The organism is Pseudoalteromonas sp. XMcav11-Q (assembly GCF_040104525.1).
Classification (GTDB): domain Bacteria; phylum Pseudomonadota; class Gammaproteobacteria; order Enterobacterales; family Alteromonadaceae; genus Pseudoalteromonas.
In genome coordinates this window covers 708,770-730,378 of record NZ_JBECOX010000001.1, presented here as the reverse complement: position 1 = coordinate 730,378, position 21,609 = coordinate 708,770, and the positions used below count along the sequence as shown (strand labels likewise).

Sequence of the window (21,609 nt, the reverse complement as noted above, 5' to 3'; positions counted from 1 at the left end):
AATAAATTACTCTTCGCTGAACCAGCAAATGTTACGTGCAGCCATGATTAACTCACCAGCTTGCTCTTCTGATAACTCAGAAATTTCAACTAAGTCATCAATACCTTGCTCTGCAAGGTCTTCAAGTGTAACGATACCTTTGCTAGCAAAAACAAAAGCGGTATGACGCTCAAGTCCTTCAAGTGCTAGTAGGTCTTCTGCAGGTTCTGCATTTTCAAGACTTTCTTCATCGCGAAGTGCTTTCGTAGTCAGTGCATCTTTCGCACGGTTACGTAGCTCTTCAACGGTTTCTTCGTCTAGACCGTCGATTTCTAAAAATTCAGCTACTGGTACATAAGCCACCTCTTCAAGTGAAGAGAAACCTTCGTTAATCAGTAGTGTTGCAAAATCATCGTCGATGTCTAGATTTTCAGTGAATAGATTAACCAATTTATCTGATTCTTCCGAGCTCTTACGCTCCATCTCTTCCACTGTCATTACATTTAGTTCCCAACCAGTAAGTTGGCTAGCTAAACGTACGTTTTGACCATTACGACCAATCGCTTGCGCTAGGTTGTCAGCTTCAACTGCAATTTCCATCGTGCGCGTATCTTCATCCATTACGATTGAAGCTACTTCAGCCGGTGCCATTGCGTTGATTACGAACTGTGCTGGATTATCATCGTAAAGTACAATGTCAACACGCTCACCGCCAAGTTCTGAAGACACAGCTTGTACACGTGCGCCACGCATACCAACACATGCACCTACAGGGTCGATACGCTTGTCGTTTGATTTTACAGCGATTTTAGCACGAGAACCAGGGTCGCGTGCAGCACCTCTAAGTTCAATCATTTCTTCGCCGATTTCCGGAACTTCAATACGGAATAGTTCCATCAACATTTCAGGCTTAGAACGCGTAACAAATAGCTGAGCACCACGCGCTTCAGGCTTCACTTCGTAAAGTAGACCACGCACACGGTCACCCGGACGGAAGCTTTCACGTGGTAGCATGTCTTCACGGTAAATTACCGCTTCAGCATTGTTACCAAGGTCGATAACGATAGCGTCACGCGTTGCTTTTTTAACAACACCTGTCACTAGCTCGCCTTTTTGATCTTTATATGCATCAACAACTAATGCGCGCTCAGCTTCACGTACTTTTTGTACGATTACCTGTTTCGCCATCTGTGTGGTGATACGGTCAAATTTAATTGATTCGATCTGCTCTTCAACGTAATCACCTAATTGAACGTCAGGCTCATCAACTTGCGCCGCTTCAATAGTGATTTCCGCATATGGATTTTCTAGTGAACCGTCTTCTTGTGGTTCAACCGCTTTCCAACGACGAAAAGTATCGTACTCGCCCGTTTTACGGTCGATAGTAACGCGTACTTCGATCTCACCGCCGTGCTTCTTTTTTGTTGCTGTCGCTAGTGCGAACTCTAATGCTTCAAAAATCTTTTCTCTTGGGACCGCTTTTTCATTGGAAACAGCTTCTGCCACCAACAATATTTCTTTTGCCATAGGTAATGCCTCGCTTGCCCTTGTCCTTCGCACTCAAAGTTAGAATTTTGCGATGATATTGGCACGCTCAATGTTGCTTAACATCAGGATAAATTCCTGAGCGTCAACTTTTAACGTGATCATATCGCCATTAACTGCTACTAAGTCGCCTTTAAAATTACGGCGACCTTCTTGCGGAAGTTTAGTACGCAAACGTACTTCCTCTCCCACTGCTGCTTCATAGTGAGCTTGTTTGAATAATGGTCTGTCAACACCAGGAGAAGATACTTCCAAACTATATTCGTTCGTAATCGGGTCTTCGACATCTAAAATTGCACTAACTTGACGACTCACTTCCGCACAGTCATCTACATTAATGCCGTTTTCATGATCGATATATACACGAAGTGTAGAATGACGACCAGCTTGCACAAACTCAAGACCGAGTAATTCAAAGCCACACGCAGCAACTGCAGGCTCCAACATTTCAGTCAAATCTTGCTCGAGTTTTGACACAGAACTCCTCCATACAAACAAAAAAAGGGCCTAAAGCCCCAAATCATAGCTGCTTGATCTTGGGCTCAGAATACACCTTGCGCCAGATACAACAACGCCCCGAACCAAGCGGGGCGTCACACGAATAACAAACTGTGTGGCCAAAGGCCGTGCTTGGTTTGCGAGCTATCTCAGCCAAATTAATCATCAACTTAAACAAAAAAGCCGATGCTTAAACGCAAAACGCGCATTACAAGGAATGCGCGAAATCAAAGAACTCAATCTTTAACTTGGTTGCGGGAGCCGGATTTGAACCGACGACCTTCGGGTTATGAGCCCGACGAGCTACCAGGCTGCTCCATCCCGCGCCAACACATAAAATTGTTTTACTTCTACTTTTCAAAGAAGTGGCAATCGGATTTGAACCGACGACCTTCGGCACTTTACCAAATCAAGCGCCCGACCATCTATCGAGCAACTCCATTCTACACCGAAACATAAAATTGTTTTACTTCTACTTTTCAAAGAAGTGGTAATCGGATTTGAACCGACGACCTTCGGCACTTTACCAAATCAAGCGCCCGACCATCTATCAAGCAACTTCATTCTACACCGAAACATAAAATTGTTTTACTTCTACTTTTCAAAAGAAGTGGCATCTAAAAAATGCCATTTTAATGGGCGATGTATTGCCCATACTTAAAGCCAATTATACTGAAAAACGAAAGTTTCAGTCCGATTGACTAAATATGCTACGTATTATAAAGACAGTATGCCTAGATAGCAACCTTGATTTAGAACTATCTTCTGACGTTTCAGCTCGTTGCTGAGATGTAATCAGGTATTTTACTTTTCACATACAACACCGTGATGCCCAACTCATCGGTCCAGTTTCGTCTCCTTTCATTTTTTGTAACAAAAAAGAAATATTTAATCCATAATTGGGGACAAGAAAATCACGAAAGAAAGGAAAACCAAATGAGAACGGTTATAAAACCAAGTAAATTGACAGCGCTGTCTATATTTAGCTTTGAAGCATTTGCAGCGCAATGCGAATCGGCAGGACCACAAACACCGAGAGATATTGATAGTTTGCAGGGTCACAACAAACGGGTTTTTGCTATGGCTCCACCAAAAGAAAAACTCAACCTATGTAACATCCATTTTCATAAAAATGCAGAACATAAAGCCAAAGACTTCTCTGTCGTTTCCAATGACCCAAAGTACGGCGGATTCCAATGTAATGCAACTGCAAGCCTCACCCCAGCAGAGCTTGATCCTGTAGAAGATAAAGTATGTAACAACGTAAAGCCCGGCGATACGATTGAAGTACACTGGGTTCATAGCTCTTGTGATGTAAAACCAGGCCCGACCCTCGGTGCTTGCTTAAATGACAGCTGCGCCAACCCCAATCTACGCGTCGAAACTCAGGTGTTTTTAGTGGTTAATGATGAAAATGCGCAAGACTTCACTGAGCTTGATTATCAAGGCCAAGTTGGCGGTTACCATCAAGCAGGTGTTTTACCAAGTAATACAGGCACACCAGTTGAGTTTTTAGGTTCGACGACTGGACCTAGCTATAACAACCAACAGTGCTCACCTTTACAGGTAAGTTGGAGTGTACGCCCAAGCTGTGCCAAAGTTGATATAAATAGTCTCGCGCGTTGGTGTAAAGACAATGCTTTTGAAGAGGACCATGCGCATGGCATTCGTAAACTCGTGACAGATCCACAGTTGCTTTCACCAATTAAGCACTAATATTTTTAAATCAATGTGGGCCGTTACTCAATCTCGGCCTACTATAGCTAGGTCCAGCATATTGAAATTCAATTGATTATTGCAACGTAAGAAAAAGCTCACAAAAAAATATTAAAAAGTCTCGCATTTTAAAAAAACAGCTATACTCAGACTTAGGCTATTTGTTTTTGAGCAAAGGATCCGCTCTTCATCAGTTTGAAGAGGCGTCTATGAGCATTACTCCCTATCAATATCAACTTTTAACTCAAACGCTTGCGAGTATTCGTCCGAATTTCCATGGCTTTTGCACTTCTTGGTACAACCAAATTCAACATTACGATTTGCGCATGCAAATTCCAACAAATGTGGGACAACTCATAATCTGGGAGCATCAAATATTTGATTTTGTTCAAAATTGTGTGATGCGTATCCCACAGCAGTCAAACTTATTACATTATCTGCAAAAACAACGCGGTACGCTGTTATTTATGGGAACGTCAGAAAAAGATATCAGTGTCTTGTTGTTTACCTTTACAGCAACGCTGAAAAGTCATCTTGGCAGGCATTTTACCACAGCAGCAAAAAACGCTTGGAACAAAGCACTGTTACTCATCGAAAATATGCTGCGCTTTGAATTATTCAAAAAAACCAATATTGTTGGTCTACAAGAGTTCAAAAGAGCGCAGCAACAAGCAAACTAACTTGAGCTGCTAAACGAAGAGACAACGGTAGCCACTAAACATTACTCTAAGATCAAAGTCATGCAGAGCTTACAAAACCAAACTCTGCGTGACTTCTGGCTCTCAGCTCTTTAGACTTTCACAAAATCTTTATATAGGAAGTGATAAAATGCTAAGAGCGATTGCCTTTGCGTCTACTATGGTCGTTTCACTTACCGCATGCGATATGCTGGAAGACTCTAAAGCCCAAATCGAGGCACAATATTTATCTGAACATCAAGAACTACAACAAGTGGTTGAGCAGATCCGTGATAAAGGAATTGAGTCAGTGCAAGCATCAGCAGAGGCTGGCAGTGTTGCAGCTTGCGTTGCAAATAATCTAGATGCCGATCCGATGGGCGCGCTTATTGCGGTTGAAGGCGCATTGCAAGACAGTGCAAATTTAAGCGACCTACTCAACTCTATTTCTCGCCTAAGCCAACAGGAAATTTCCATCGAACAATTTCCTGATTTGCTTCAGCAAGGTGCTGATACAGTTAGATATTTAAGAACTTTGCTCGAGCAGTATGATTTGGCGGAACTAAAACAGCAAGCGAGCCACTTACTTGAGCAAGGCCAAACCAAAACACAAGACGTTGGTGCTCACTTGCGTACACTTATAGAATCTTGCCAAACTAACTGAGCAATTTAGTTGATCGTTACGTATAGAGTCTTATTCGTTCATGACTGTTAAGAATAAACGTGAAAGTAGGACTCTATTTATTTGAAAACGACTGCCGCCTTAGTGATAACCCCGCACTTACAAAGCTGGCGTCTCTAGTTGATACACTTATCTGCATTTATCTACCCACTGTAAACCTTTGGACGGCTCGCAAAGCGCAGTGCTCAACTTCTTTTGCTGTCGAATGTTATCGCAATCAGACGCTCAACGCCTTGCATCAATCACTAACGTCACAACAACAGAAGCTGTATATGCTACGTAACACAGCTCAGCTCAAAGCACTGACTGAGATTATTCATACACAGCAGGTAACTCATATTGGCCGCGCAGCTCATCCAGGATTCGATGAACAAAAGCTTTGGTTAAAATTACAAGATAACTTTCCTTACATTCAATACGTTAGCGCTTATTCTAGTACGCTGTTTGAACCAGATACACTACCACTCAAAATCAGTGAGCTGCCACCGAGCTTTACGCCATTTCGCAAAGCTGTAGAGGAAATTGAACCTAAATCACCTATTGCAACCGCTACGCTTCCACCAAGACCGAATCGGGTTTTAGATTTAGCTGAATTTAAAGTAAACTCTTCATACAATATCAAAGTAGCCGCAGGCGAAGCGCAAGCCCAGCAACAGCTACAACAATACTTCCAAACGGATGCGGCTTTCACATACAAAGAAACTCGAAACGCCTTGTTCGGTGATCATTTTTCCACTCGGTTTAGTCCAATACTAGCCTCTGGCGCTATCAGTCCTAGACAGATCAAGCAATCACTTACTCAATTTGAGGAGCAAAGAGGCGCAAATGAATCAACCTATTGGATTTGGTTTGAACTGTTGTGGCGTGAGTATTTTTATTGGTATGCGCTCAAACATCAACACACGCTATTTTGCTTTTCAGGCGTCAAAGCCAAAACACCAAAAACCAGTTTCTATCCAGAGCGCTTTTTAAAGTGGTGCCAAGGCCGAACGCCCAGCGCGCTAGTCAATGCCATTATGCACGAATTGACTAAAACCGGCTGGATTTCCAACAGAGCGAGACAAATAGCTGCGAGCTACTGTGTTAATGAGCTACAGCTAGATTGGCGCTACGGCGCCGCTTTTTTCGAGCAACATCTTATCGATTACGACGTCGCAGCGAACTGGGGTAATTGGCAGTATATCGCTGGTGTTGGAGCAGATCCTCGTGGCGGTCGCCATTTCAATATCACAAAGCAACAAGCACTATTTGACCCAGATGGTGAATATATAAAATTATGGCAAGGAGAAGCCACTCTACAACTCGACAGCCAAGATCATGTTGGTTGGCCTTTGGAGGATAACTAATGACACAACAAAAGCCTCAATATAAAGGCCTCAGATTAATTCTTGGCGACCAACTCAACGCCAAGCATAGTTGGTTTGCTGACGATAAAGCTGAGTACCTTTATCTGATTGCAGAACTCAAACAAGAGGCCGACTACACCAAACATCATATACAAAAAGTATGCGCATTCTTCAAAGCCATGGAAAATTTCGCCATCGCACTGAATAAGGTAGGCTTTCATGTGCTACATCTCACCCTCGATGAGACTCAGGACTATTCTGATCTCCCCGCTTTAATTGCTCATTTATGTGATAAATATCAAGTGTCGAGCTTTGACTATCAACGACCTGATGAATATCGCTTACTGAAGCAAATGATGGAATTAACACTCGACCAGTTACAGGTTCGTTGCTATGACACTGAGCATTTTCTAGTCCCTTACGAAGAGTTGGATGATTATTTAACGCCAGGAAAACACACCACAATGGAGTTTTTTTATCGCAAGCTCAGGCGCCGTTTTAATGTATTAATGGACGACGGTGAACCGCTTGGCAAGCAATGGAATTTCGACAGTAAAAACCGTAATAAGCTCAAGTCAAAAGACATCGACGCTATCCCACAGCCGCTTTGTTTTGCCAACGATGTTAGTGACATTTTAAAGCGGATAAAACGGCATAAAGTGGAGACCATTGGTAACAGCGAAGAATCATTGCTGTGGCCGGCTAACCGTGCGCAAGCTCACGATCTTTTGGCCTTTTTCTGTGAACACCTATTGCCTTTATTCGGTCAATTTCAAGATGCAATGACCTGTAAAAGTGACGATAAATGGACACTGTATCACTCACGACTCTCTTTTGCGTTGAATACAAAAATGCTTCACCCCAAACACGTTATCGATAGCGCGATAGCGGCTTACCAAGACAACTCACAAATTGATATTGCACAGATTGAGGGATTTGTTAGGCAAATATTGGGCTGGCGAGAGTATATCCGAGCCGTCTATTGGCTCAATATGCCGGACTACCGTCATAAAAATTACTTGCTTGCTCAGCGCAATTTGCCAGGCTATTTTTGGCATGGAAAAACGAAGATGCGCTGTTTAAGTGAAGCTATCAATCAAAGCCTTGATTATGCCTACGCTCACCACATTCAAAGATTAATGGTCACGGGAAACTTTTGTCTGCTAACCGGAATACACCCTGATCAAGTGGATGAATGGTATTTAGGTATATACATCGACGCCATTGAATGGGTCGAAATGCCAAACACCAGAGGCATGACACAATTTGCAGACCACGGCATAGTGGCAACCAAACCCTACTCCGCAAGTGGTAACTACATACAAAAAATGAGTGATTATTGTCAGCACTGCCACTACGACGTCAAGCAAAAATCAAGCAATGATGCATGTCCTCTTAACAGCCTATATTGGCATTTTATGCACCGCCATGAGGGTAAGTTTACCAATAACCACCGTATTGGTATGATCTATCGAAATTGGCAAAAACAAGATGAGAAAACACGGCAAGAGGTGCTTGCAAGGGCTCAGTGGTGTTTAGATAACATCGAGCAACTTTAGGCTACGCACGCAGCCTTCGGATCAAAAGAGGCGCCAACGCCTTTTTTTTGTTTTTACTTTGTGAACCCAATTCACCTCAATAGTGGTCACAGCTAGCACATCTCGAGACTGCTTTGAGATAAGCTCATAGCTCAAACTTTCATCCGAACTAAAGTCTAGCTCATATTTAAAGGTATCCGCTTTGGCCCAACACTGCAGGATCTTCTTCGATAAACTTTCTCGAATGCAGTAATCCCCTTCAGAAGGCGCATTCACCGTTACTTTGACATCCGCATAGCAAGTTCGCCCTTGGTTCAGGGCTACACACTTGCTCGGCACGGCATGAAGTATTCCCACTGGATTAGTTTCAGCAGCACGGAGTTGTTGGCTCAGTGAAATACTCCAAAACAGCACTGTCCATGTGATTAATTTAGAAAACATATTTCACCCCAGTAAAGAATACTCTGGCGTGACGAGAGCGAACTAAGGGGCTATCTAACGTATCTTGAGAACCAACTAACCACGATGCACCTGCGCTAAACACCCAATCCTCTGCAATTGGGTAATTAAGTTGCATTTGCATAAACGCAGAAGCTGAAGCACCAGGTTTATAGGGGGTTAAATAATCATTGACTTCGGATTCTAAAACACCATAAAAGTAATTATGAAAATTACTAGAATAATAGTTAGCGCCAAAATTAAGCCATAAATCCCAGTTTCTCAGTTCAAAATTACGTGTCGCTTCGAGGTGAAAAACCCAACCGTTTGTTTCCCCAAAGACATCGTAAACAATCTCAGCAACAGCAAGAAATTCACCAACATGACGGTAATAGGAAAAGCCCAATGAATTATCTTGATCGCGTTTACGTATTCCTCTCAGTTCAGGCACGACATCATCAGTGTCATAGTAACCACGTTCAGAAAAAGGCAACATATAACTGCCATAGATAGCATCTATACCCCATTCTCCATTATTGATAATTTGGTAACCTATATCCGAGCCACCAAAAAAATCACCTGAATGGGTATTCAAGTAAAAGCTTTTATACTCTACCTTTGCATCGACTAAAAAAGTGCCATGTTTGAATGTCGAGTCCGTGCCAATTAAAGCAGGCATTGTCATATCAACGTAAAAGGCACCGACACTCAGCTGCCAAGCAAACTCGTCATCAAGTTCGTCACTTTGTTCTTCGCAAATTCCATAAAACGGTAACAATAAACTGATTATTATAAGTAGTTTTTTCATAGTTCCATTCGTTTAGCGCAGGTGTGCCTAAATTCTCCCCGAGATCATACCTGACCCATTTGTGACCAACAAGCATCTTCTTTGAATTTTAACACAATCAAAATTTAACTTTATTTTAATCAAAAATTCACATAAATTATTTTAAATATCGCACTTCGTTTTTTAAGTAGAAAAATTGCGTTCACACAAATTAAAATTTATAGAGGCAACTCATGAAAAATTATTTACTTCCTATAGCCCTTTTAGTCGCAGCAGGGCAAAGCCACGCGTTTAGTCAAGAGACACATAAGCGCATCGTCATCGACGCCGTAAATTACATGGCACAGAATCCAACTACAACACAGTACGCAAAGTTACAAGCATATGCTCAAGCTAACGGCATGTCAGTTTCTCAACTAGCCAATTTACTGGGCCAAGCTGCGTATGATGTTGATGATTTTGAGGATACATTCTTCTGCGGCGCCATTACGGGTGACTGTGTACAAGCACCGCTTTGGGGTGCAGCTGAAAGCATCGTGAAATACACCAGTTACTGGCACTTCCAAAACCATACTCAAGGTGCTGATACTCACGGCAATGACTTCGGTGGTTATAATTATCAGAAACTTACCGTATCAGGCTCTGTTGATTCAATGGCTGCCACTTGGCTGAAAGGCGATTATTTAGACGATGGTCATGGCGGCGAAACAGGTTGGTTTAGCGCTGATGATACTGAATATGATAGTTATGGGATCACAGAAAAACACTATCGTATCGATAGCCACTCAACGTATAGCATGTACGATGATTTTGAAGAAATGCCTTTTCAGCCAATTGATAACTTAGGCCAGTACTGGTATCAAAGCTATGTACAGAGCGGTAACCCACAGGTACTAGGCTTTGTTTTTCACACTACAGATTTACTTCAACCGCATCATACTTGGACAACATCAGATTTGAATCATGCAGGTTGGGAGTCTTGGGTGAAAGACTACTATGACCAAGAATCATTGAACGATTTTACCTTAGTAAAGCAAGCGATGAATAGTTTCAGCGCTGTTGATAGCAACTCAACAGATATTCGCCCATTACTAACACAAGGCGGTTCTTTCTCTTATTCACAAGGTGGTATCGTGTTAAATTCAGAGGATCATTACGATCGTGTAAATACAGGTAAGCAAGTGATCCCTCACGCAATAGCCATGGTCGTTCATTTGATAAATCATGCGATGGACGTTAGGTAATGCGTCTAGTTCTATTTTTCTTGGTAAGTAGCTTTTGCTTACCAAGTTTTGCCTCACCGAGCATACCTAAATCTCTGACGCATTTAGTTCATCAACTCTATCTTGAGCAAGGCCGAGAGTTATCAAAAAAGCAAACTACTGCGCAATTGCTTGAAAATCAATTCTTGCTATTCCAAGCAAAGCAACTTAATCCAAGTGTTTTAGAGCGCCAATCCAGAGTCGGTTTCAGCACCCAATATCATGTCGATAAGTTTCTCGCCAGCTCACTCCTTCATTGGTTTCCTGCACTTACTCGGCTTGAAAAGAAGCACTACCCTTTGGTATTTGATAAGGATCAGATGCTGTCTTTACTAGGACAGTACCCCGCTGACGGGCAATACACTGCTGAGCAATTACTCAAATGGCAACAGCTGCAACTAACAAAATCAGCGCCACTGACACTTGCTCAAGTATTACATAGCCAATCAATGCAAAACCGCTTTAAACTTCACCAAGGAGAACTCTCGTTATTGCAAGCTATTGTCAATCAACATCTCAATCAACAGGCGCTATTTATTGCCGCAAAACCTTATGTGGCAAAGCAAGGTCTGACAATAGAACAGTTACGACAAGTGGTAACCGCAGAACTATTGAGGCCGAGCATGCTGGCATTTCTTGGTGTTAAGGAAGAGATGCATGGTGCAACGAGCCAGTATATCGATACCCTAAAAAGTGAAATTCCTGATAGTGCCATCGCGAAGTATTATGAGCGTCATAAGAAGAGGTTTAAATACGTCAAGCAAGTGAGTGCGAGCGCAGCGAAATTTCCCGAACAAAAAACCGCACAGCAATTTAACGAATATGCAAATGCACACTCATGGCAACAAGCCGTCGCTAAATATACTCCTACATTAATATGGCAGACTGAATTAATTCCGCTGACACGCCAAAGCACGCCGAAATGGGAAACACAACTGGCATTTAGTAGTAAACAGGGCAAGATCACGCCTAGTATTCGCACGCCAAATGGCGAGTGGCTAGTATTGTATAGCCAGTCACCGGTATATGATTACTACGATGTGAAAAGTGAGACAGTACGCTATCAAGCGCTGCGAGCACTGACCCAAGAGTTTGCTCAGCACAAATTCGAGCGAGATTATATGGCTTGGAAAGCGGCAAACAACGGAGCGGTGATATGAAGTACTGGCAAGCATTGATTGTCATACTCCTTGGAGCAGTGATCGCGGTATTCACACTGCGTTTTGCCAACATAGATTGGCAAAACCCCACATATAACGCCCCCTCGCAGGCTGAGCCTGAGCAAGAGGAAAAAGTTGTAGCATTAAGTCCCCCTATCAATACTTATACTGCTATCAAACCAAATGCCGAGACCTCACGCAAAGCCGTTAAGCCAATCACGAAACCTGAATATCTGCCGCCAATAAGCCAAGCCGAAAAGCAAATAGATGATTTTCATGGCGATTTGTCGGATACCGAAGCTTACCAAGCATATTTGGATCAAAAAGACACCAAGCTAAAACAACAGTATATTGCGGCTGTTGATGGCAAAGTAGAACAAATAGAAACGCTGCTAGCACGTGGGATTAAAGAGGGATTACCACAGCAACAGTTACAAGAAGCAAGAGATAAAATCACAGCACTTAAAGACATGCAAAGTAAACTACGTACTGAATTGAGCGAACGTGATAACAAATAAAGTTAGGCAGTGGCTCCTCTCGCGTCTCCCATACGCTCAGTCATAGAACAAAACGATTAACGTACCTGCAGCTGAACCTTGCCGCTAGCCACATTAGGGTTTTTCATCACCGCATTGAGGACTACATCTTGTTGTCCTCCGTGATAATAGCTAATAATTTCTTCTAGCACTTTTTTGGGAGTACTTGGATTCATGGCAAGTGCTAAGTGCGTAGCAAAGTCTCGTTTTAGACTCAAGTAAGTTAGCGTGTTTGATGCCGTCGCGGGATTTTGTGCAACAGCAAGATCTATCACATCACCACTTTCAGGCAGATAAGAAACCAACGCTTCAAGTTGCTGAGCTGAAGTGTGGCTGTCTTTGGCTTGTTTTAACACCAAAACATGTTGATTCATGTGTAATAAGATATAAATCGCAATGCTGACAACACCTCCCCAAAGTACTAAGTGTGTATATTTTATGCTCAGAACTAAGCCATCGACATGCATATCATGACGGGCAGCATGCATTTTCAAAAAGAAATAGCTAAAAATGGCACTAAATAGAAAAACCAAGAAGCTATAAATTAGCATCGCGTTTACGCCAATATCCTGCGAGAAGGGCGAAAATTGCACTTGGTGATGAAATTGTGCAGACATGTAAAACAACAAAGTATAAAATCCACCCGCGATGAGTAACGATAACCCACCTGATTTCAACAACAATATCAGCTTATCTTTTAATTCCATTCTTCATCTCAACGCAATATTTTTCTTCTACCATACAAGTAACTCGCTAAAAACACTACTTAGATAAAAACTAAACACAATGATCGAACCGTTAAACAAAGGTGCAATGAGAAAGTGCTGACTCGAATAACGATAGCCCGTCACTTTAAATCCAAGCGCAGTAGCCCCAAGTACAGCAAAGAATGGGCTAAATGTAAAAATCGCTTCTCCCACCACTAATCCAACAATGACGTCATGCAATGCGCCACTCACTATGAAAGTAAACCAATAGCCAAGTTTTTCCCCCACTTTCGCTGCGCATGGACGAAATACGAAGCGCGCCAAGTAATAACTCCAGATAGGATTCCAATACACCCAGAAACCATCGAAAGACCGAGCGCCGAAAGCCCGCCGAAACATGTTTCCTAGTGACTGACTATGACCCAGTGGTACACCATTTCGTCTTTTTACGTATTGTCTTAGTCCAAGTTTCATTTTCTGGGGGATAACGACTGAAGCATAACTTTACTAATAACAAATGCTTTGTATTTAGGCAAAAAAAAGCCGCCTGACGGCGGCGGGTTGGAAATCAATAAATTAGATTGATATTACTTGCTTTCAAGCAAGTTGCCCGAGCCAATTTCTATTTTTCTTGGCTTCAGTGCTTCTGGGATCTCGCGTTCAAGGTCAATAACCAGTAAGCCGTGCGCTAAGTCTGCACCTAATACTTTGACGTGATCGCCAAGTTGGAATTTGCGCTCGAACCCGCGCTCGGCGATCCCTTGATGAATAAATTTACGCTCGTTGGCTTCTTCAGTTGCTTGCTTTTGTCCCTTTACGGTCAACGTATTGTTTTCTGATTCCAGCGTTAGCTCTTGCTCGGTAAACCCTGCAACAGCCATGGTAATTTGGTACTTGTCTTTACCTAGCGCTTCGATGTTGTATGGTGGATAGCTAGGTTGTTTATCTGTTCTTGCAGCAGCATCCATCATAGAAGCTAAATGATCAAAACCGATAAATGAACGATATAATGGTGATAAATCTACTGTACGCATAATTTTGTATCCTCTTAAAGCTATACATAGGTGCTCACTCTTCAAAAAAGAACCAATAAGCACTTTTAAAACAAATAGTTATTTAATTCATAAGGCCCTGTCGGCGTCCTCATAAAGCTATTTATGGTCAGCAAATTTATTTTCAAGAAAATTCTTTTAAAAATTTTCAACTTTTTTAAAAAACCTATTTAAAACAGATAAGTATATTTTTTCTATCGCATGTAGATCGCTGAGGGATAGATGTTCATTCACTTGATGAATTGAATCATTCTTTACCCCACATTCGATCACTTGCGTTTTTCCGGTCGCAAAGAAGCGACCATCGGAGGTGCCGCCTGCAGTACTTAAGCTCGGATACTGCCCCGTTGTTTCCTGGATTGCTTGCTCTACCAGCGTTAAGAAACAGTTTTCTTGCCTCGCGCCGGTATAAAACGACTCACAAGGCCGCTCCCAACTGATCGCTAACATAGCACCGGATTTAGCCAGCGACTCTTGAATATAGTGCACAACTTCTTGGCTCTTATAGGCATGGCTGTAACGAATATTAAAGGTGATTTCACACTCTGCTGGTACTAAATTATCCACGATATTTGGAACTGTGATCCCAGTAACTTGCAGCGTGGTTTGCGATCCCGCTTCATCTTTCCACCAAGGTAAAAGCGCGAGTTGACTAACCAACTGGCCTGCGATGTGAGCTGCATTAACCGTTTGTTCTGGATAAGCCACATGCCCCGTTTTTCCTTTAACCTGAATACGCCCAGAAATCGCACCGCGACGACCATTTTTAACCGTATCTCCCACTACTTGATGTGAAGTCGGTTCACCTACCAAACAAGCATCTAGCTCGATGCCATTTTCAGCTAATCGCTCTGCAATCAATTTGGAACCAAACTCCGCTTCACCTTCCTCGTCAGAAGTGAGTAACCAGTAAAAGCTTCCTCGTAATTTTTCACGATGCTGTAGTAATGTTTTGGTTGCAGCAAGCATTGCCGCAACGCCACCTTTCATATCAGCAGCACCACGTCCATACATCACGCCATCAATAATCTGCGCACTAAATGGCGGCACAATCCAGCCTTTATTATTTGCAGGCACGACATCCACATGACCAGAAAAAGCAAAAGTTGGTCCCAAAGAGAAACGATAACTTGCAATCAAGTTTTTTACTCCCTGCACCTCAAACTGCTCAATAGTAAAACCCAGCGCGGCGAGTTGCTCTGACATAAAAGCGATAGTGCCTGCATCACACGGTGTAACCGAAGGCGCTTGGATCAAATGCGTTAATATCTCGGTTGCGTGAGACGCGCTAAGATTTTGATTCTGTGTTGCTAATGACATAACTGAGAATGACTTGTAGGTGAAATCTAGCAATTATTTAAAGATGAAACTTTGACCACAGCATTGCAGTTTTAATGCAAATTAATGACATCGAGAAAACTTAATCTAAATCAAACTTTCAAAAATTTCTGAAATCTTACAATTTAAAAATTGATCTAGAACAGTTTTTCATTTTTTGAACCCTTTTAAGATGGCTTCATTGAAAACACACACTGTTTCACAGTTTAAAAATGTCCTCACATAGGGTTAGGAGAAGAAAATGAAAACTTTAAGCGCTGCACTTTTATCTACTCTGCTAGTTGCTGCTCCATTCGCACACGCAAATTTCAGTGTTAATGTTGGTGCTATTAACGTAAACCCTGACAACACGGCTTCTGCCATTGACCAAGATAACTCTCTTGGTTTGGTTGCTGACTCAAATACTCAGCTAGGTATCACGCTTGACTACCACTACAGCGATAACATCGTATTTGAACTAGTTGCGGCAACACCATTTTCTCACACAGTTGACGGTGCTGGTGGCCTAGCAGGAGCGGAAATCGCAGACATTAAACACTTGCCACCAACGCTACTTGCACAGTATCACTTCTTTGATGCAAGCGCTAAGTTCCGTCCATTTATCGGCGCGGGTCTAAACTACACAGTATTCTTCGATGAAGAGCCAAGTGCTGCACTAAAAGCAACACTAAAGACTAACGATGTAGAAGTTGATTTGGATAGTTCTTTTGGTATCGCACTACAAGTCGGCTTTAACTACGACTTAAATGAAAAATGGGGTCTACATGGTATGATCTCTAAAATGGATATCAATACCGATGCAACAGTGTACGCAAACGGCGTAAAAGCATTAACTTCAGACGTAGAGCTTGACCCAATTGTGGCCATGTTCGGTGTGAAATATAAGTTCTAATACCTAAATGGTTTAAATCACAGATTTACTGTTACTTTCTCAATCCCCAAGGCCACAGATGTGGCCTTTATAGTTTATAGATTACTGTTTTTCTTTGCCTCTAACATGGCTTTCCAATGCATAATCTCAGGAGATAAAATAGGTGCTTCACCGTTAAACCCAGCTACTTCGAGCATTTCTTCGACCGCAACCACCCCACCCTTACGCTTGAATACCCCACGCACATAAGCAATTGCATGCAGCCCACGCTCTGAATGAAAACGCTGTTCAATGTAAAAGTATTTATGATCCCATCCCACCACCTTAGTGGTAATGGTAAATTTTTGCAGCGGCTTGATATCGCGAATATAGGTAATCGCTGTAGCGTTAACAATTGGGAACCAGCGGCGTTTCATCACAGCTGCAAATAACCCAACTCGCTCTGTCATCCAAGTACGCGCTAAATCCATAAATGCGAGATATCGTGAGTTGGTCAAGTGCATATTAATATCGCAATCGCTTGGCAGGGCGCGATACTCAATATCTATCGGAGACAAAATGGAATCTGCTGTTTGTTTATTCTGTCTTATTCTCCAAAACAACAGCAGTAAACGAAAATATAAATTCATAACAATGGTCTTACCAGTTAATAATTTTTCGATTCTAGCATAGCAATTCATATTCTAAAGTGATTATTTTGCTACGCTTACGTCTATAACTGATACATTACTTTGCCCTTAGTTGCAGTAATGCAGTCGGTAAACTAGATTAATAACCTGAGCTTCAAAAAATGAACGCCTTTCTAGCATGACCAAAAAGGCCTATAAAATGAGCTTAAAAACAATGAGTTCGGTTACTACATACGCGAACCTCAAATTAAGTAAAATAACTGAAGTGAAGTCGATGAAAAAATTATCCCTTGTTACCTGTTCCACCTTATTTGCCTTTTCCAGTATGTGCTACGCAGACTTTGACTTTAAAGGGGAAGGCACACTAACCTACCCAACCGGTGTAGAGAAAGCGTTTGAGTTTGGTTTTGCTTGGAACAAACAGACTGAACAGTTTCGCATCGGTGCAAATCATTATGATATGTCTGAACTACCAGAGTCTTACTCAGTTGCCATTACACTGAGTAAAGACGATACCCGCGTGTGGATCCAAGAATTCAATCAAGGTTTTATTTCTGAATTTAAGTGGCAAATTGCAGATCATCAAATCTCTCTTGTGAAAAAAGAGTTTAGCGACTCTGTAAAGGGTAATTACGTCTTGACGGTAAATGGGATAGATTACTTCTTTGCGCGAGATAACGTGAGCATCACACTCTCTTTTGAAGAAGATGGCGTTAAGAATATTAAGGTAGATGGCGTGACAAAAGACATGGGAACTAAATCATAAAGGCCACACTCATTGCGTAGCCTTATATATCATACTTTGACTGTTTTTCTATTTATCCCATACTCACGCAGCTTGTTGGCAACGGCTGTGTGGCTTAATCCCAAACGTTTAGCCAGTTGCCTTGAGCTTGGATAAGCGGGGTAAAGCTTGCGCAACAAGGTTGCTTCAAATCTCTTCACGGCTTGATCTAACGTCCCTTCAAAATCAGACTCCAAATAACCTAAGTCATGGGTAAAGGTCGGTAGGTTTAGATGCTCAGTACGAAGCTCTTTATCATCAAGCAACGAAACCGCACGATAAATAGCGTTTTCTAACTGCCTCACATTACCAGGCCACGGGTAATTCTCTAAAAATTCAATGCATTCTCTGGCAAATGTTGGCGCTGGATGACCATTTTGCTGGGCATATTTTTGCACAAAGTGTTCAGCCAAAGGACCGATATCCGCTTTTCTATCTCTCAGCGGTGAAATTTCGAGCGTTAGCACGTTAATACGATAGTAGAGATCTTCTCTAAATACACCTTCTTGAACCATTGCTGGCAAGTCTTTTTGCGTTGCAGCTATGATGCGAACATTGACCTTAACTTCATTCTCATCACCGACTTTTCGGAAAGTACCGTCTTGTAAGAAACGCAGTAACTTAGTCTGTAACTGGGTTGACATTTCACCCACTTCGTCGAGGAATACCGTGCCGCCATCCGCTTGCTCTAATACACCGCGTTTTGGCGCTGCATTTTCTTCATATCCTGCATACCCAAACAACTCGGACTCAGCAACGTCATCAGGCAGCGAAGCACAAGAAAGTGCGATAAAAGGCTTTAATGACCGGTTGGAAGCATAATGACATGCTCTGGCAAGCAGTTCCTTACCAGTACCTGTTTCACCTGTGATCAGAATTGGCGCTTCTAACTGCGCCATTTTTCTGGCTTCACGCACGACTCTACGCATGGCAGTGCTGTGATTATGGATGGTCGCAAAACTTTCTTGTCCATAACGACGAAATGCGCTGACTTGCTGTCCTAATCGCGACTGCGATTTAATGTTAATCACCGCACCGGCTAATACATCGCCTTCAATCCCTTGGGGCACCGAAATTGGCAAAATATCAGCAATAAAATCTTCCCCGCCCACTTCGACACGGGTTGTCTGGCCTAACACCTCTTTACCTTCTAACCAACGAGTAAAGTTAAACCCTTTCAAAAGGTTGTTAATGTTGGCACCGATCACTTCCTTTTCAACCATGTTAAGGTCGCGACAAGCTGCGTCATTGCAATGACGTACCCAGCCTTTAGCGTCGATAGAAATTACACCATCAGGCAACGCACTGAGCAAAGTATTCAGCTCATTATGTTCACGTTCTGACGGTAAAAACGCTGTAGTACGAACATCTTCAACGCCATCGATTAAGCGGATCTCAGGCATAATTTTCTGAAACTGTTCAAATTCGATGGGTGGAAAGCTCACGTACATTCGACAATTTACTGAATCGACTTCTATACCTTTCAAGTCGACACGGTAACTCACCAAGATATTGAGAATTTCTTGGGCAATACCAATACGGTCAGCGCAATGTATCTCTAGACGCATTTGTTCCTCAAAGCGGGTTTTCACAATTGACGAGATCATACTCTAAGAATAGCTGTCCGACTAGAAAAACGTAAAGAATATTGAACAGAATTTTAGCTATCTTCGTAAATTCTTGTCCTATACTAATGAAGAACTGAAAAAAGTTGTTTTTCAAGGCATTTTTCAGCGCTTGTTAAGTTTTTGATTTGGAAACTTACATTCCATTTCAAAGGATTGCAACACATAAAGAGTTACAGATATAATACTAAAGAATTAAATAATGTATCTTTTTTGAAAGCAGGCTGGCCACAATGAAAAAAATCTTAAATGTAGTATTGCTATTTGCACTCACAGCCTGCTCAGTCGAGGACCCAAATGAAACAGGTCCTTCACAAATAGATAAGGATGAAGATAAAAGCCAACAAGATAGGGATAGCGAGACGCCCAATTTAAGCATACTTTTGCACGACGCAAATGCAACCCCCATTGCCAATGCTAGCCTCACGATAAATGATCAGTTATTTACCTCAAATAACAATGGTATCTTTGACCTGTCGGCTTTAGCATACGGCGCTTATGTCGCAGAAATATCCCACCCAGATTATTTGCCCTTGGTTTTTACCTTAGCGAATCAAAATAACAATGAGCAGCAGCTCACGCTTGAACTAAAAGCTAAGTCGAGCACGCTAAAAACCTTACTTTTTGCCGGTGATACCATGTTTGGGCGTCGTTATTTCAACCCTGACCTCATTACCATGGGGAATTCATTGCCCAGCACCCCTGACGGACTTATCCAGCCCCAAAGCGCAGGGCCTGATGCCCAAGCTCTAGTGCAGTTTATGCATCCTTTATTTAAACATGTCGATTTCGCTTCGGTTAACTTGGAATCTCCAATCCTAAAAAACCCAACCACGGTCCACCCAAGCAAAGAGTTCGCATTTTTTAGTCTGCCGGAGTCATTAATTGCCCTCAATGATTTGGGTATTGACTATGTAGCACTTGGCAATAACCACGTCTATGACTATCGAGCACCTGGACTGAACGATACCTTGAAGTATGTCGAGCAAGCGGGACTTAAACACAGTGGCGCAGGCACAAGTGCGGCAGAGGCATTTAAGCCCTACAGCCTAAGCCTTGGTGAAACAACGATAGACTTTGTGTCTGCGACTTCTATTACAGGCGATCAACATACCGTCACTTATGTGGCATCAGACGCTAAAGGGGGAGCTGCCGATCTAACAGATACCAATGGCATGAAAGAAACGGTGATGCAAGCCAGTACCAACGGCCGCTTTGTTGTGGCTCAGCTCCACGGTGGCGATGAGTATTCATACGCACCAACGGCGTATATTTCAAATCGCTTTGATTTACTTTCCAAAAATGGTGCTAACTTGATGATTGCGCATCATCCTCACGTTGCGCAAGGGTTTGGCTTATACAATGGCGTACCAAGCATACTTGGGCTAGGCAATTTTGTGTTTGAACAAAATCGTCTTGAAACCTTTTTAGGACTGATAGCTGTGGTAGAGTTAGAAACCGCAGGCACACCTAAAATCAGTGCATTAAAAGCCTATCCTGTTTATCTAGAAGACTATGTTCCTAAGTTTGTAAGTGGCGATCTTGCCAATGCCCTACTAAAACGCATCGCTGAATTTTCTTCACCCGAAGTTGGTATCTCATTGCGCTCGGGATTTGCAGAAGTCACCTTTGATAAACCGGTTCAAGCAAAAGCAACCGAGCAAAAAGTCATTACCTTGGAAGCTGGTGAGCATATTGTCGATTTACGCCAATATTCAAGCAGTGCTGAGTTCCTTAGCAAACTCACGGCTAGTGATGCTCAAGCAGAGATTGTGCTTGGACGGGACTTATTGTTCTTTGGGGATTTTGAAGACTGGGACAGCGATAACGAACAGGGGGAAGTCTCTCGTTGGTTAATTGAGGCCGACGATATCGCGCCCTGCTTAGTCGGCAAATATCGTGGCGTACAAGGGCTTTGTCTACAACGAACACAATTTAACGAAACGCCAACGCGTGTGCCGTTCAAACATACAATTCGTACCATGCCGATTACGCCAGCGCCGAGCACGGCACAGGCTTACCATGAGCTCTCGCTCTTTGGTTATGCCAAAGGAGAGAACGCTGGTGAGTTTAAGGCTGATATTCGTATCTTAACATCAGAAGATAGCCTTATCTTTTCTGAGTCAACGCCCCAATTAAAACCTGCAGGTAGTTATGAGTGGCAAACATTTAGACAAGATATTACCTTACCTGACGATTCCGTTGTGCTTGGCGAAGAAGGATTGCCCGCTCGTGGCGTCCAGTTTGGCCTCTCCATGGCGCCACCAAGTAGCGGTGAAAGTGCCTTATTTTTAGATGATATTGCGATGATTTCGTGGCAGCGTCCAGTGCAACTTCAGAGCGCTCAGTGGCAAAGCGAGCAAATTCATGGCTTAGAATTTATTAAAGTAAAAACAACGAAGACGACTGAGCTGACTCTCACTTTCAGCCAGCAATAAG

At 42.6% G+C, this 21,609-nt stretch carries 21 protein-coding genes and 1 tRNA gene; 11 read left to right on the top strand and 11 right to left on the bottom strand.

Going from position 1 to position 21,609, the window contains the following annotated elements; genetic code table 11:
- Positions 1-6 precede the first annotated feature (6 nt).
- The 3 genes from nusA to ABMY45_RS03425 all read right to left on the bottom strand — a co-directional run bounded on the left by nusA (position 7) and on the right by ABMY45_RS03425 (position 2,348).
- Positions 7-1,506, bottom strand: coding sequence for a transcription termination factor NusA (nusA, locus tag ABMY45_RS03435; RefSeq protein ID WP_010607870.1), 1,500 nt, complete (start codon positions 1,504-1,506; stop codon positions 7-9).
- A 39-nt stretch (positions 1,507-1,545) separates the two neighbouring features.
- A complete protein-coding gene (rimP, locus tag ABMY45_RS03430) occupies positions 1,546-2,001 on the bottom strand; it encodes a ribosome maturation factor RimP (protein ID WP_138582542.1) in 456 nt (151 codons plus the stop codon).
- Positions 2,002-2,271: 270 nt separating this feature from the next.
- Positions 2,272-2,348: transfer RNA gene (locus ABMY45_RS03425), tRNA-Met, on the bottom strand.
- A gap of 610 nt (positions 2,349-2,958) precedes the next feature.
- Between ABMY45_RS03425 and ABMY45_RS03420 the strand changes: the two genes are divergently transcribed.
- The 5 genes from ABMY45_RS03420 (at position 2,959) to ABMY45_RS03400 (ending at position 8,002) form a co-directional block, all read left to right on the top strand.
- Positions 2,959-3,738 carry a delta-class carbonic anhydrase gene (locus tag ABMY45_RS03420; RefSeq protein ID WP_227387308.1) on the top strand — a complete coding sequence of 260 codons (780 nt, stop codon included), beginning with the start codon at positions 2,959-2,961 and terminating at the stop codon, positions 3,736-3,738.
- Positions 3,739-3,947: 209 nt separating this feature from the next.
- Entirely contained in the window at positions 3,948-4,418 is a 471-nt protein-coding gene (locus tag ABMY45_RS03415) for a hypothetical protein (RefSeq protein WP_017217789.1), read from the top strand.
- Between the two features lie 148 nt (positions 4,419-4,566).
- Positions 4,567-5,079, top strand: coding sequence for a hypothetical protein (locus ABMY45_RS03410; protein ID WP_010607867.1), 513 nt, complete (start codon positions 4,567-4,569; stop codon positions 5,077-5,079).
- 59 nt (positions 5,080-5,138) lie between these two features.
- On the top strand, positions 5,139-6,443 hold the full coding sequence (locus tag ABMY45_RS03405; RefSeq protein ID WP_349288395.1) for a DASH family cryptochrome: 1,305 nt from the start codon (positions 5,139-5,141) through the stop codon (positions 6,441-6,443).
- The gene (locus ABMY45_RS03400) at positions 6,443-8,002 is read left to right on the top strand and encodes a cryptochrome/photolyase family protein (protein ID WP_349288394.1); all 1,560 of its coding nucleotides are present in this window, start codon (positions 6,443-6,445) and stop codon (positions 8,000-8,002) included. Before ABMY45_RS03405 ends, ABMY45_RS03400 begins: the two co-directional genes overlap by 1 nt.
- 21 nt (positions 8,003-8,023) lie before the next feature.
- Here ABMY45_RS03400 and ABMY45_RS03395 read toward each other — a convergent pair whose 3' ends face one another.
- Together ABMY45_RS03395 and ABMY45_RS03390 are read right to left on the bottom strand one after the other, a co-directional pair.
- Entirely contained in the window at positions 8,024-8,422 is a 399-nt protein-coding gene (locus tag ABMY45_RS03395) for a DUF3019 domain-containing protein (protein WP_010607864.1), read from the bottom strand.
- Positions 8,412-9,227: a MipA/OmpV family protein gene (locus ABMY45_RS03390; protein ID WP_174170746.1), complete on the bottom strand. Its 816-nt coding sequence runs from the start codon at positions 9,225-9,227 to the stop codon at positions 8,412-8,414. The genes ABMY45_RS03395 and ABMY45_RS03390 overlap by 11 nt, the downstream gene beginning before the upstream one ends.
- A 212-nt stretch (positions 9,228-9,439) precedes the next feature.
- On the opposite strand from ABMY45_RS03390, the gene ABMY45_RS03385 reads away from it, so the two are divergent.
- From ABMY45_RS03385 to ABMY45_RS03375, 3 genes are read left to right on the top strand one after another with little or no spacing between them, the layout of a single operon-like run.
- Positions 9,440-10,450 (top strand): phospholipase, encoded by a 1,011-nt coding sequence (locus ABMY45_RS03385; RefSeq protein WP_102056357.1) that lies wholly within the window; start codon positions 9,440-9,442, stop codon positions 10,448-10,450.
- On the top strand, positions 10,450-11,628 hold the full coding sequence (locus tag ABMY45_RS03380; protein ID WP_227387310.1) for a peptidylprolyl isomerase: 1,179 nt from the start codon (positions 10,450-10,452) through the stop codon (positions 11,626-11,628). The genes ABMY45_RS03385 and ABMY45_RS03380 overlap by 1 nt, the downstream gene beginning before the upstream one ends.
- A complete protein-coding gene (locus tag ABMY45_RS03375) occupies positions 11,625-12,146 on the top strand; it encodes a hypothetical protein (RefSeq protein WP_349288393.1) in 522 nt (173 codons plus the stop codon). Before ABMY45_RS03380 ends, ABMY45_RS03375 begins: the two co-directional genes overlap by 4 nt.
- Before the next feature lie 56 nt (positions 12,147-12,202).
- Here the strand turns inward: ABMY45_RS03375 and ABMY45_RS03370 are convergent, their stop codons facing one another.
- The 4 genes from ABMY45_RS03370 to dapE all read right to left on the bottom strand — a co-directional run bounded on the left by ABMY45_RS03370 (position 12,203) and on the right by dapE (position 15,243).
- Positions 12,203-12,871, bottom strand: coding sequence for a hypothetical protein (locus tag ABMY45_RS03370; RefSeq protein WP_349288392.1), 669 nt, complete (start codon positions 12,869-12,871; stop codon positions 12,203-12,205).
- Between the two features lie 27 nt (positions 12,872-12,898).
- Positions 12,899-13,195, bottom strand: a complete 297-nt coding sequence (locus ABMY45_RS03365; RefSeq protein WP_349288391.1) for an acyltransferase — start codon at positions 13,193-13,195, stop codon at positions 12,899-12,901.
- Positions 13,196-13,458: 263 nt separating this feature from the next.
- Positions 13,459-13,905, bottom strand: coding sequence for an Hsp20 family protein (locus tag ABMY45_RS03360; RefSeq protein WP_010607857.1), 447 nt, complete (start codon positions 13,903-13,905; stop codon positions 13,459-13,461).
- Positions 13,906-14,061: 156 nt separating this feature from the next.
- Entirely contained in the window at positions 14,062-15,243 is a 1,182-nt protein-coding gene (gene dapE, locus ABMY45_RS03355) for a succinyl-diaminopimelate desuccinylase (protein ID WP_349288390.1), read from the bottom strand.
- Between the two features lie 259 nt (positions 15,244-15,502).
- Between dapE and ABMY45_RS03350 the strand changes: the two genes are divergently transcribed.
- Positions 15,503-16,153, top strand: coding sequence for an OmpW family outer membrane protein (locus ABMY45_RS03350; RefSeq protein ID WP_010607855.1), 651 nt, complete (start codon positions 15,503-15,505; stop codon positions 16,151-16,153).
- A 74-nt stretch (positions 16,154-16,227) separates the two neighbouring features.
- Here ABMY45_RS03350 and ABMY45_RS03345 read toward each other — a convergent pair whose 3' ends face one another.
- Positions 16,228-16,761 (bottom strand): acyl-CoA thioesterase, encoded by a 534-nt coding sequence (locus ABMY45_RS03345; RefSeq protein WP_174170749.1) that lies wholly within the window; start codon positions 16,759-16,761, stop codon positions 16,228-16,230.
- A gap of 199 nt (positions 16,762-16,960) precedes the next feature.
- Between ABMY45_RS03345 and ABMY45_RS03340 the strand changes: the two genes are divergently transcribed.
- On the top strand, positions 16,961-17,527 hold the full coding sequence (locus ABMY45_RS03340; protein ID WP_039841562.1) for a hypothetical protein: 567 nt from the start codon (positions 16,961-16,963) through the stop codon (positions 17,525-17,527).
- Between the two features lie 29 nt (positions 17,528-17,556).
- On the opposite strand, the gene tyrR is transcribed toward ABMY45_RS03340, so the two are convergent.
- Complete coding sequence (gene tyrR / locus ABMY45_RS03335; RefSeq protein WP_010607852.1) at positions 17,557-19,113, bottom strand: transcriptional regulator TyrR; 1,557 nt, start codon at positions 19,111-19,113, stop codon at positions 17,557-17,559.
- 290 nt (positions 19,114-19,403) lie between these two features.
- Here tyrR and ABMY45_RS03330 point away from each other — a divergent pair, with 290 nt between their 5' ends.
- The gene (locus ABMY45_RS03330; protein WP_349288389.1) at positions 19,404-21,608 is read left to right on the top strand and encodes a CapA family protein; all 2,205 of its coding nucleotides are present in this window, start codon (positions 19,404-19,406) and stop codon (positions 21,606-21,608) included.
- The last annotated feature ends 1 nt before the right edge of the window (position 21,609 follow it).

Bases quoted from the DNA above. Each gene is read 5' to 3' on its own strand.
- nusA (WP_010607870.1), bottom strand. From the start codon at position 1,506: ATGGCAAAAGAAATATTGTTGGTGGCAGAAGCTGTTTCCAATGAAAAA.
- ABMY45_RS03420 (WP_227387308.1), top strand. From the start codon at position 2,959: ATGAGAACGGTTATAAAACCAAGTAAATTGACAGCGCTGTCTATATTT.
- ABMY45_RS03415 (WP_017217789.1), top strand. From the start codon at position 3,948: ATGAGCATTACTCCCTATCAATATCAACTTTTAACTCAAACGCTTGCG.
- ABMY45_RS03410 (WP_010607867.1), top strand. From the start codon at position 4,567: ATGCTAAGAGCGATTGCCTTTGCGTCTACTATGGTCGTTTCACTTACC.
- ABMY45_RS03400 (WP_349288394.1), top strand. From the start codon at position 6,443: ATGACACAACAAAAGCCTCAATATAAAGGCCTCAGATTAATTCTTGGC.
- ABMY45_RS03395 (WP_010607864.1), bottom strand. From the start codon at position 8,422: ATGTTTTCTAAATTAATCACATGGACAGTGCTGTTTTGGAGTATTTCA.
- ABMY45_RS03390 (WP_174170746.1), bottom strand. From the start codon at position 9,227: ATGAAAAAACTACTTATAATAATCAGTTTATTGTTACCGTTTTATGGA.
- ABMY45_RS03385 (WP_102056357.1), top strand. From the start codon at position 9,440: ATGAAAAATTATTTACTTCCTATAGCCCTTTTAGTCGCAGCAGGGCAA.
- ABMY45_RS03380 (WP_227387310.1), top strand. From the start codon at position 10,450: ATGCGTCTAGTTCTATTTTTCTTGGTAAGTAGCTTTTGCTTACCAAGT.
- ABMY45_RS03375 (WP_349288393.1), top strand. From the start codon at position 11,625: ATGAAGTACTGGCAAGCATTGATTGTCATACTCCTTGGAGCAGTGATC.
- ABMY45_RS03370 (WP_349288392.1), bottom strand. From the start codon at position 12,871: ATGGAATTAAAAGATAAGCTGATATTGTTGTTGAAATCAGGTGGGTTA.
- ABMY45_RS03360 (WP_010607857.1), bottom strand. From the start codon at position 13,905: ATGCGTACAGTAGATTTATCACCATTATATCGTTCATTTATCGGTTTT.
- dapE (WP_349288390.1), bottom strand. From the start codon at position 15,243: ATGTCATTAGCAACACAGAATCAAAATCTTAGCGCGTCTCACGCAACC.
- ABMY45_RS03350 (WP_010607855.1), top strand. From the start codon at position 15,503: ATGAAAACTTTAAGCGCTGCACTTTTATCTACTCTGCTAGTTGCTGCT.
- ABMY45_RS03345 (WP_174170749.1), bottom strand. From the start codon at position 16,761: ATGAATTTATATTTTCGTTTACTGCTGTTGTTTTGGAGAATAAGACAG.
- ABMY45_RS03340 (WP_039841562.1), top strand. From the start codon at position 16,961: ATGAGCTTAAAAACAATGAGTTCGGTTACTACATACGCGAACCTCAAA.
- tyrR (WP_010607852.1), bottom strand. From the start codon at position 19,113: ATGCGTCTAGAGATACATTGCGCTGACCGTATTGGTATTGCCCAAGAA.
- ABMY45_RS03330 (WP_349288389.1), top strand. From the start codon at position 19,404: ATGAAAAAAATCTTAAATGTAGTATTGCTATTTGCACTCACAGCCTGC.